Raw genomic sequence first — 9,681 nt, forward strand, 5'->3', positions numbered from 1 at the left:
GCCCACGCGTTGCGCGAGGCGCCCCCCAGCCAGGAGAGGCTGCCCCGCGATGCCGCTGAGGTGGGCGACCGCTACGCCCGGCGGGATGCCGAGCGGAGGGCGGGGAAGGCCCGCGCCGCTTAGGCCGCCTTGGGACGGTCGTCGCCCCACAACTGGGACATGGCTTCCGCCTCCGCCTGCTCCCGGCAGAGAACACGCAGAACGCGAAACTGCACGACCTCCTTCCCTTCTACAATTTCCTTCAGGAGATTATCTCCTTTCAGGATGGCCCGCTCGATGCCGGTGTCATCCGGCCAGTAGCCGAACGCGAAGTCGGCTCCCTCGAAAGCGGTCTCCATCCAGGTGCTGGGGTTCACGCCGCTGGCGAGGCACTGCTCCTGGAAGCGCCGAGCCTCTTCGAGCTCAGCGCGGAGCTTGTCGGCGCTGATGGCGTTCTTCTTAAAAATGCGCATGGTGTATTCCCCGACTTTCGATGGTGTCACCATGCTTTGGCGCGAATCATATTTATCTGAATCGATTTCTTAAAATGCGACGCAATGTTGAAAAAACCGCGTTCACTACTTAGAAAGCTTAACGCCGTCTAGCACGGCGGCCTCGACGGCGGCGCCGATGCCGTCCGCCTCCGCCCCGTGCGGGCGGACCTCGTGCAGGATGGCGGGCTCGCCGCCGCGGCGGACGACGACCGTGCTCCGGTCCGCGCCGACCATGACGCGGACGGTGATCTCCACGACGCGCCCGGCGCCGGGGCCGTCCTGGGAGGGGTAGAGGGGTGCGTCGCTCATGCCCTACCCGGCCGCCGTGCCCTTGCGCGCTCGCGTTGGAGAGACACGGTCGCCCTTGCTCAGGATGTGCTGCGCGCCGTCCAGCCCCTTCTTATTGGGCCCGGCCCAGACGAGGTAGTACAGGTGACCGCCTTGCGTGTTCCGGATGAGGCGTCCGGGAGAGACGTGTCCAAAAGCGTCCTTCAACCGGCCTCGATACCACTCCAGCAGCCGGATGCCGGAGTCGGCGAGCTTCAGGGTCTCGGCCCCGAACAGCCCATCCCGCTCCTCGTAAGCGTGATCCCACCAGTCCGGTGACCCGAATAAGGCGTCGAGCGTCTCCCGCCAGTTCTCGCGTATGTCGCCGCTGCGCACGAGGAAACGCTGGATGGCCATGCCCAGCGGGAAGTTCACGAACACTTCGATTGCGCCGGTCCGCGCCAAGGCCTCCAACTTCGACCACGGGATGTGCATGCCAAAGGGGTCGACGAAGACGACCGCGCGGTGGTGCTTCCAGCTGATGCCACTGTCGAGGATGGCTTGGAGTTCGGTGGCTGCATCGCCCTCTCGGACGACGATGCGGCGGGTATCACCGTATTCCTCCGCCAGCGCCTGCAGCTCGGCAACGCGCTCCGGGTTGCGCTCGATGAAGACGTAGCGCGTGAACGGGTCCTCGATGTCCAGCGCGACGCGGGGCGAGCCTTTCAGGTACTCGACGGCCGCGGCGTCTGCCGCCGGCTCGGTGTCGAACAGGCCGATCTCTGGCGCCGCCTTGGACTTGGTCCGAACCTTTGCCCTCCCGGGGCCGGCGAACGCGTCGACGTAGATGGTGCCTCGACACCACCAGCCCTGGTTCTTGAGCACCTTGGTGTAGAACCCGAGGTACTTCCCCAGTGCGTCCAGCTTCTCCTTAGCCCAAGGGCCGACACCTTCCTTGGGCTTCTTGCTCATGCGGCGGCAACCTTGGGTGGGCGCGGGGGAACAGGAAACTCGCTCCACTCGCGTCCGTCCAGGCTGCGACCACCGGATTTCGGGCGGAATCCACCCCATTGCTTGAAGAAGAACGCCACGCCGGCTGCGACACACTGGTCGCGGACCTCCCGGACCCACTCGGGGTCCATCGGCCTGGCCCGGGGACCGCTCTCGCCGCCCACGATGACCCAGTCGATGCCGTCAAGGTTGAGCCGGCCGACAGGGCCGATCAGGGGTTCGATGGACAGGAACCGGATGCCGGCCGGCGCCTGGCGCAGATGGCGGATACGTGAGGTCCTCACGCCGTCCTCGACCGATATGCCGCACCAGATGTGTGCCGGGCCCCGGCTGGTACCGTATCGGCGCTGGAGGAAGTCCCACATGAGGGAGGAGCGCTTCTTCAGGACCTGGAACGTGTGCCAGTGCGCGCGCTCCATCGTGTCGAAGACACGCGCGACGAACTCCTCGGGCACCTCCTTGTGGAACAGGTCCGACATGGAGTTCACGAAGATCATGCGGGGCTCGCGCCACGCCAGAGGCTGCTCCAGGCGCGCTGGGCGCAGGGTCAGGTCGAAGCCCGTTTCAAAGGGGTGGCCGGGGACGCCACGGAACCGCTCCGAAAAGCGTTCGGCGTAGCAGTTATCGCAGCCGGGGCTGATCTTGGTGCAACCCGTCACAGGGTTCCAAGTCGCGTCGGTCCACTCGATGGCGGTCGCATCAGCCATGCTCAAAACCTATCAAAGGTCAGGTCGCCGCGCGAGGGCGAGAACGGCGGCTGCGCCTCGCGATGAAGATATGATCGTCGCCACGGTAGCGAGGGACCAAGAGGCCTCGGACACCTCTGACATCCGATTGTTCTCACGAGTCGCGGGCGCCTCATGCGGGATCTCCGCCGCCCGTGCCTGCACTGGCTACGTCAGCGTCCCTAGCGGGCCGAAACTGGTATCAGGCTGGTATCACTCGAAAGGGGCGGCCCCCGGCAAGGAAAAGGCCGGAGAGCTAAACCCCTGTGCGGGTAGAGCTTTCCAGCCTTGAAACGTTGGAGCGGGTGAAGGGAATCGAACCCTCGTATTCAGCTTGGAAGGCTGCTGCTCTACCATTGAGCTACACCCGCGGCCGCCGTCCAGGTAGCACGGCGGATCCGGTTTGAGAAGCGCGGCGGGTGGGGAAATCCGGTGCCGGCCGCGCTCCGTTCCCCCTACTCCACGACCAGCTTGTAGGGCTGGCCGGCGCGCAGGGGAGCGCCCTTGTCGAGGCCGTTGAGGACCTGGAAGCGTTCGAGCGGGCGGTCGACCGCGGTCATGCGCTGGGCCAGGCTCTCGGCGGTGTCGCCGGGGGCGGCGGTGACGGTCTGGATGCGCAGGGGCTTGAGGCTGCGCGCCTCGTCGGGCGTCACCAGGGCGATGCTGGACAGCCAGCGGCCGAAGGCGGGTTCCGGGTCGGTGGTGCCCTTGGCGGCCATGATCATCCGGAAGGTGTTGGTGCCGACCCGGACCGCCGCGAGGCGGAAGAACCACTCCTTGCCCTTCGAGATTGCGGTGACGGCCGGGAAGCCGTTCACGATCCGGTTCTCGACGCTGCCGGTCTCGATCGCGTCGTTCCAGGTCGCCTTCAGGACCTCCTCGAGGCCCTGGCCGGCATGCGTCTCGACCGCGTCGAACAGCAGGCGGCGGGCACCGTCCGGCGTGGTGCCGAGCACGGCGCGGGCGGTGTTGTCGAGCCCGAACCCGTCCGGCGCCTCGAAGGCGACGCCGAGGCGGGGATGGATGAAGCGGCGGCCGCGGATCAGCCCGTCGGCCGGGTTGTCGCCGTAGGCGATGCCGTCGATCGCCGCGAGGTAGCGGTTGCGGTCGTCGGCGCCGAGGCCCGGCGCGCCGATGCGGCGCGCCGCCTGGGTCACCTGGGTGATGCGCTCGGGCGTGCTCGGATGGGTCGCCAGCATGTCGGGCTCGGCGTTGAGCCCGCCGCCGGCGCGGAGCGCCGTCGTGCGGTTGAGCGCGGTGAGGAAGCGGGCGGCGCCGAACGGGTCGTAGCCGGCGCGGGCGAGGGTGCGCACGCCGGTCTGGTCGGCCTCGAATTCCTGGCTGCGCGAGAAGCGCGCCAGCACGAAGCGGGACTGGTCCTGCAGCAGGGCGCCGGTCGCGGGGTCGTTGAGCACGTCGGCCACGACCTTGCTGACGAGCTCGGAGCGCAACGCCATCTCGGTCCGTGCGCTGGCATGCCGCAGGGTCACGTGGGCGATCTCGTGCGCCAGCACCGCGGCAAGCTCCGAGGTGTCGTCGGCGAGCGCCAGGAGCCCGCGGGTGACGTAGAGCCGTCCCGTCGGCAGCGCGAAGGCGTTTACCACCGGCGAATCGAGCAGCGTCACCGCGTAGGTCTCGTCGGGGCGCTCGGTCGCCTTCACCAGGCGGTCGGTGACGTCGCCGACGAAGCGCAACGCCGCCGGCGCCCTGTACTCGCCGCCGAACGAGGCGACGAGCTTGGCGTGGTCGGCGTCGTTGGCCGGCCGGTCGCGCCCGGTGGTGCGCGGCGCCTCCGGCGGCACGACGGCCGCCACCGGCGGCAGCGCCCCGGTCTGGTCGGCGGTGCAGGCAGCCACGAGCAGGGCGAGCGCGGTCGCAGGCCCTGCGACCGCGGCCTGGCCGGCCGGGTTGGTTCGCGTGAAAAGCCACCCCATGGCGTCAGCGCCGCGGCGCCTGCTCCTCGTCCAGCATCTCGATCATCTCGGCCGCGCCGACATCCAGGGTCGGCCCGCGCCAGAGCTCGACGATGCCGCGAGCCCGCACGCGCCGCCCCCGAAGCGCAGCAGCAGAGAAACCACGTTCGAGCATGTTCCGCCAAGTGCGTTTCGACACCGTGACGGTCGCACCCTCGGTCCCGAAAGGGGCGAAGTTGAGGTAGGTGCGCCGCTCGCGCTCGCCGACGTTGCGGACGCGGCCCTCCACGACCACGAATCGCCCCACGAGGCCGGCGAGCCGCGCCCCCTCTTCCGCCGGCACCGGCGGCGCCCCGGCCCACAGGCCGCGGCCGGCGCGCCGGGCCGTCTCCTCGATCGCCAGCAGCCCCGGGCGGCACAGGCTGTCGCCCTCCCCGGCATCGACCTGGACGAGGCCGGCCGCGACGAGCCCGCCGGCGAGATCGACCGGGGCATCGTCCGGAGGAGCGTTTTCGGGGACGTCCTGCGTCGTGGCGTCGAGGGTGATTCGGCCCCAGCGGTCGGCCTCCGGCGCCTCGCGGGTGGCGAGCGAGCGCCCCGCGAGGCGCATCAGCCAGGCCCGCGCCGCCTCGGCCGCCGCCGGGTCGTCGGGCCAGCGCAGCCCGTCGAGGCGCGCCCGCCGGCCGGAGGCGAGGACGAGCTCGCCCCGGGCGGCGACCGATTCGAGCCGGTCCTGCCCGGACGCCCGCCCCCGGCAGGCCGGCGGCTCGCGCCCGCGCGGGGCCGCCGCCTGGGCGGCGCCGGCGACCAGCACGAGGAGACAGACCGCGATCCCTCCCCGCATGAGTCGACCCCCGCTCCCGATGGATGCCCGCCCGGCGGCGCGCGCGGCGAGGTTGGCGGAAGCCGGCCGGGATGGTAAGAGGCTCGCCGTGGGTCTCCGTAGCTCAGCTGGACAGAGCACAGGTTTCCTAGGTTCAAATTGGGCGTCGCGCCGGGAAACCGCGCGACGGATCCGCTCAAAGTCGGGGAAAGCGTCGAGCCGCCTTGGCCTCACGCCGATCCCGAGCCAAGCCCGGACCGCCAGGCCGGGAAGGTGTAGAGACTAGACGGGCGGCACCTAAGGGCATGCGGGCGGACCTGCAGGCTTACGGTGAAGGGATAGTCCAGACCACGAACGCCTTGCGGCGGCGGCGAAAGCCGAAGTGGTATGAAACCTGGGGTCGCAGGTTCGAGCCCTGCCGGGGACGCCACACCTTGCCAAGCCTTCGAGCTGGCTGAAACTTTGCTGAAATCAGCGCCTTGCAGGCCGCCGATCCTACAAACCGGCGGTGCAAACGGGCCGTGGGCTTGTTGAAATCCCTCCTGCGGGACAGGCACGGCACCTGCTAGTTCCGGCGAGTCATCCCGGTCGAGCTGTAGCCCTCCATGCCCGCTCCGTGAACCGGGAAGGCGAGGCCCCAGACCAAGGACCCGGCTACCGTGAGGCGAGCCCACGCCCGCCCCTCCCCCGCTGTGTGGTGGGCTTCGAGGACGCCGAGAGGACGAGGCGCGAAGGTCCGCCGCCGGTCTTGCCGCGAGAAGCCGCCCTCCCCCGGTCGCAGAGATCGAGGCGGGCTTTCTCTTGGGACTGCTCCGCTACCGGGCGGGGCTACCAGGCGGGCCTCGTGGAGACTGAAGCCTCCCTCTGGTCGGCCCTCGACATCGAGCGGGAGGCCCAGGCGGCGGGGGGCGTGGTCGAAGTGGTTCACCCGCTTCCTGCGCGAGACGGTCGGCATGATGGGCACGACGAAGGTCCTCCACCTCGTCGAGCGCACCTTCCCGCGAATGGCCCGGGATGCCGGCAGCATGAGGAGATGCACGATGCCCGCACTGGGCTCGCCGGAGGCGGTGGCGTCGGGCGGGGCTACGGGAGAGGCTTCGGGCCCAAGGCGCGGTGGCGGCCAAGATGGCGAAGGGCGGACCAGATGGCCGGCTCTCCGCCACTCCGAGAATTCTCAGCGCTCAGTTGCGATAGCCACCGGAGGTCATACCGCGGCGCTTCTGGCCCCTCGGCCGGGACGGATGCTTGCCGTTGCCCATGCGAACGGGTGTCACGAGCGAGTTGCCGTCGACAGTCGCGCTCGCCCCGACGCTTGTCGTGCTCGACGCGGGCAGCGGAGCCGCCGAGGCAGGAAGCGACACCAGGAGAGCACCCAGGGCACCAGCGCAGACCGTAGCAGTCAGGGCGGGGAAGGACTTCAACACAGATTGCCTCACAGGCTTGTGATGGTTCGGCTGACCAACACGGGCCCTGCGTGAGTGTTCCGAACGAAAGTGGGCCTACGGATCTCGGCCGCTTTACGCCGTGCTTTGAGAACCATCACCCCTTTCCGCCCTGCACCACACGCAACTTCATCAACCCGGGAGGCAAATCCGGCGGCCTCCCGGGCCGCGCCAGGTCCACGAAATGCGCCTTGCACTTCGGCACGACGAGCTCTTCGCGCTTGCCCTCGGCACGTCCCACCAGGGGCAATCCATCGCGATCCGGTCCAGTACCGGGATCTGCGGGCAGAACTTCGCGGCCAGCCTTGCCAGCCTGGAGCTGCCCTGTGCCGGTCGGGACACTGCGGGCACCCTACCCGCACCACCACGAACGGGTAGGCGGCGAGGTTGCCCGGCCGGGCCGGTGGCGGATCGTCAAAGCGCATCGCCGGTGTCGTCCAGGCGCCCACGGACGAAGCCCCGGGAGATGAGCCGGCTGCGCTCCCGGGTCCGGCGCTCGGCCTCCAGGAGGTCCGCCAAGGCGTCCGTGATGGCGCACCGGAGGGCAAGCGCGAGGTCGCCCGAAGTCTGCGAGAGGTAGGCCGCGGCGATGGCCTCGACGGGGCATGAGGCGCCGGTGGGAGCGGAGGACGGGTCTCCGGCGGGTCCGGTGTGTCTCGCCAGCATCGTGTTGCCCTCCGGCCGAATCATATAGAACGAAAAGGGAACACGCCACGGGCCGGCTGGTTCGGTCAAGTGCCTGGGGCAGGCTTCTTGTCACGCCTGACAGAGGCCGCTCTGGCTCCCGCCAAGTGATTGAAATTACAGGAGTAGAAGTAGTTTAGATAGACGCCCTCCACGGCACACGACAGTGACGTGAATCCGCAACGCTTATCTCTACCACCCGCGACCTCATCCTGAGGTGTTGGCGATCAAAGATCGCACGCGATCGAAGATCGACTGACCTCGAAGGAGGCCTCCAGATGTCGCTGCGATTTCTGGAGGCCTTCTTCAAGGCTCAGCGATCGTCGATTGCGTGCGATCTTTGATCGCCAACACCTCAGGATCAGGTGGTGTATGGGAAAGCCTTGACGCAGAAAGGCTTCACGCCCCTGTCGGGTACCGTGGGCGCTCTCATAAGCAGAATTCCAACCGAGCGCAGCTCGCTGCCGAGTCGCCACATTTTTCCGGTCAGCTTCGCATCCGGGGTCGATCCGCGGTCTGGCCCCGCCGGTTCTCGGACGCCTCGCGACGACGGCGTACCGGTGCGCCCGGTCTGCCTCGATCGGCTACTTCCCGGATCTCCTTACGCGGTGATCGTCCGGGACAAGGGCGTGTCTCGAGGACCCCGCGCAGTCCGTCGGCGATCGCGAGCCGACGCCGTGAGTGGCCGGCGGACGGCGCCGGCCGAAGCGCGTCAGAGGAAATCCTCCTCCGCCTCCCCCTCGTCCCCCAGCCCGTCCAGCACATCCAGGCATCCCTGCAGGATGTAGGCGGCCGCCAGCTTGTCGACGAGCGCGCCGCGGCGCGCCCGAGAGGCGTCGGCCTCCAGCAGGGTGCGGGTGACGGCGGCGGTCGACAGGCGCTCGTCCCAGAAGAGCACCGGCAGGGGCAGGATCGGTTTCAGGTTGCGCACGAAGGCGCGGGTCGATTGCACCCGGGGGCCCTCGCTGCCGTCCATGTTGAGGGGCAGGCCGATCACCAGCCCGCCGACGGCGTGCTTCGTGGCGATGGCGGCGAGCGCGGCGGCGTCGGGGGTGAACTTGACCCGCTTGATCGTCTCCAGCGGCGAGGCGATGCGGCGCTGCACGTCCGAGAGGGCGAGCCCGATGGTCTTGGTGCCGAGGTCGAGCCCGAGCAGGCGGGCGCCGCCGCGGGAATCGGCCGCGAAGGCTTCGATCGTCTCCCGGTTCACGGGCAGCCTCCGCGCCTTAGGTAGGGGGTGCCGGCCTCGCCCCGACGCAGCGCCCGGGCGGCCGGCCGCCGATTTCCACTCCGAAAACATCTTTGCCCGGAGCTCGTCCGATGCGCATCACCTGGTTCGGCCATTCCGCCTTCCGCCTCGATTTCGCGTCCGCCCACGTGTTGATCGATCCGTTCTTCACCGGCAACCCGGCCTTCGAGGGCGACCGCAAGGCGGCGACCGAGGGGGCGACCCACATCCTGGTCACCCACGGCCACGGCGACCATGTCGGCGACACGGTCGAGATCGCCGCCGAGACCGGCGCCAAGGTCGTCACCAACTACGACCTGTGCATGTGGCTCGGCTCGAAGGGGGTCAAGCAGCTCGAGCCGATGAACACCGGCGGCACCGTCGATGTCGGCGGCTTCCGGGTCAGCCTGGTGCGGGCCGACCACTCGGCCGGCATGAGCGAGGCCGGGGTCACGGTGCCGCTCGGGCTGCCCAACGGCGTGATCGTGCGGGCCGAGGGCGAGCCGACCGTCTACCACATGGGCGACACCGACATCTTCGGCGACATGGCGCTGATCCAGGAGATCTACCGCCCCGACGTGCTGATGGTCCCAATCGGCGACCGCTTCACCATGGGGGCCGACACCGCCGCGCTCGCGGTCACGCGCTTCTTCAAGCCGAAGGCGGTGTTCCCCTGCCATTACGGCTCGTTCCCGATCGTCGACCAGAGCGCCGACCGCTTCGTCGCCGCCCTGGACGGCAGCGGCGTGCAGGTGATCGTGCCCCACAAGGGCACCGCCGTCACGGTGCAGTGAGGCGCGTCCGCGGCCGCCCTCCCCCGGGGGCGGCCGCGCCCGGCCGGAGCGTCGCCGTTAAGGTTAACCAAAGGTTGACGTGGCGGGGCGGGACCGAGTGAGATTAACAAACCGTTAATCCGCCGTGTCCCCGCTCCGAGGTCGTCTTGGCCGCCACCATCCTCCCCTTCGCGCCGTCCTCCGGTACCCGTCCGACGCAGGAGGCCGTTCCGCCGGCGCGGGGCGCGATGACCCTCGACCTCGACGGGGCGGTGAGCCCGCTGCGGGGCCCGCTGCCGGCGGCGAGCGGGCGCTTCGCCCGCGCCGCGGCCGCCCCGGCCC

At 69.4% G+C, this 9,681-nt stretch carries 9 protein-coding genes and 1 tRNA gene; 1 reads left to right on the top strand and 9 read right to left on the bottom strand.

The annotated features are described in order from the left end of the window. Positions 1–119 precede the first annotated feature (119 nt). The 9 genes from HPY23_RS09300 to ruvX all read right to left on the bottom strand — a co-directional run bounded on the left by HPY23_RS09300 (position 120) and on the right by ruvX (position 8,548). Positions 120–485: a hypothetical protein gene (locus tag HPY23_RS09300; RefSeq protein WP_200646640.1), complete on the bottom strand. Its 366-nt coding sequence runs from the start codon at positions 483–485 to the stop codon at positions 120–122. Positions 486–557: 72 nt separating this feature from the next. Beyond that, on the bottom strand, positions 558–782 hold the full coding sequence (locus HPY23_RS09305) for a hypothetical protein (RefSeq protein ID WP_091887157.1): 225 nt from the start codon (positions 780–782) through the stop codon (positions 558–560). A gap of 3 nt (positions 783–785) precedes the next feature. Continuing rightward, the gene (locus HPY23_RS09310) at positions 786–1,712 is read right to left on the bottom strand and encodes a three-Cys-motif partner protein TcmP (protein WP_091887155.1); all 927 of its coding nucleotides are present in this window, start codon (positions 1,710–1,712) and stop codon (positions 786–788) included. After that, a complete protein-coding gene (locus tag HPY23_RS09315) occupies positions 1,709–2,458 on the bottom strand; it encodes a DUF5131 family protein (RefSeq protein ID WP_091887153.1) in 750 nt (249 codons plus the stop codon). Before HPY23_RS09315 ends, HPY23_RS09310 begins: the two co-directional genes overlap by 4 nt. A gap of 315 nt (positions 2,459–2,773) precedes the next feature. Beyond that, positions 2,774–2,847, bottom strand: a tRNA-Gly gene (locus HPY23_RS09320). Between the two features lie 84 nt (positions 2,848–2,931). Further along, positions 2,932–4,410 carry a M48 family metalloprotease gene (locus HPY23_RS09325; protein ID WP_091887151.1) on the bottom strand — a complete coding sequence of 493 codons (1,479 nt, stop codon included), beginning with the start codon at positions 4,408–4,410 and terminating at the stop codon, positions 2,932–2,934. Between the two features lie 4 nt (positions 4,411–4,414). Beyond that, a complete protein-coding gene (locus tag HPY23_RS09330) occupies positions 4,415–5,233 on the bottom strand; it encodes a DNA-binding protein (RefSeq protein ID WP_091887149.1) in 819 nt (272 codons plus the stop codon). A gap of 1,835 nt (positions 5,234–7,068) precedes the next feature. Next, positions 7,069–7,320 (bottom strand): hypothetical protein, encoded by a 252-nt coding sequence (locus HPY23_RS09335; protein WP_060848491.1) that lies wholly within the window; start codon positions 7,318–7,320, stop codon positions 7,069–7,071. Positions 7,321–8,050: 730 nt separating this feature from the next. Beyond that, positions 8,051–8,548 (bottom strand): Holliday junction resolvase RuvX, encoded by a 498-nt coding sequence (ruvX, locus tag HPY23_RS09340; RefSeq protein ID WP_091887147.1) that lies wholly within the window; start codon positions 8,546–8,548, stop codon positions 8,051–8,053. Positions 8,549–8,658: 110 nt separating this feature from the next. On the opposite strand from ruvX, the gene HPY23_RS09345 reads away from it, so the two are divergent. Next, complete coding sequence (locus tag HPY23_RS09345) at positions 8,659–9,360, top strand: metal-dependent hydrolase (RefSeq protein ID WP_091887145.1); 702 nt, start codon at positions 8,659–8,661, stop codon at positions 9,358–9,360. Positions 9,361–9,681: the final 321 nt, after the last annotated feature.

Origin of the sequence: Methylobacterium ajmalii, from assembly GCF_016613415.1 — a bacterium.
In the GTDB taxonomy this organism is placed as follows: Bacteria; Pseudomonadota; Alphaproteobacteria; order Rhizobiales; family Beijerinckiaceae; genus Methylobacterium; species Methylobacterium ajmalii.

Coding starts and splice junctions, on each gene's coding strand:
- HPY23_RS09310 (WP_091887155.1), bottom strand. CDS start 1,712: ATGAGCAAGAAGCCCAAGGAAGGTGTCGGCCCTTGGGCTAAGGAGAAG.
- HPY23_RS09305 (WP_091887157.1), bottom strand. CDS start 782: ATGAGCGACGCACCCCTCTACCCCTCCCAGGACGGCCCCGGCGCCGGG.
- HPY23_RS09300 (WP_200646640.1), bottom strand. CDS start 485: ATGGTGACACCATCGAAAGTCGGGGAATACACCATGCGCATTTTTAAG.
- HPY23_RS09330 (WP_091887149.1), bottom strand. CDS start 5,233: ATGCGGGGAGGGATCGCGGTCTGTCTCCTCGTGCTGGTCGCCGGCGCC.
- HPY23_RS09345 (WP_091887145.1), top strand. CDS start 8,659: ATGCGCATCACCTGGTTCGGCCATTCCGCCTTCCGCCTCGATTTCGCG.
- HPY23_RS09335 (WP_060848491.1), bottom strand. CDS start 7,320: ATGCTGGCGAGACACACCGGACCCGCCGGAGACCCGTCCTCCGCTCCC.
- HPY23_RS09315 (WP_091887153.1), bottom strand. CDS start 2,458: ATGGCTGATGCGACCGCCATCGAGTGGACCGACGCGACTTGGAACCCT.
- HPY23_RS09325 (WP_091887151.1), bottom strand. CDS start 4,410: ATGGGGTGGCTTTTCACGCGAACCAACCCGGCCGGCCAGGCCGCGGTC.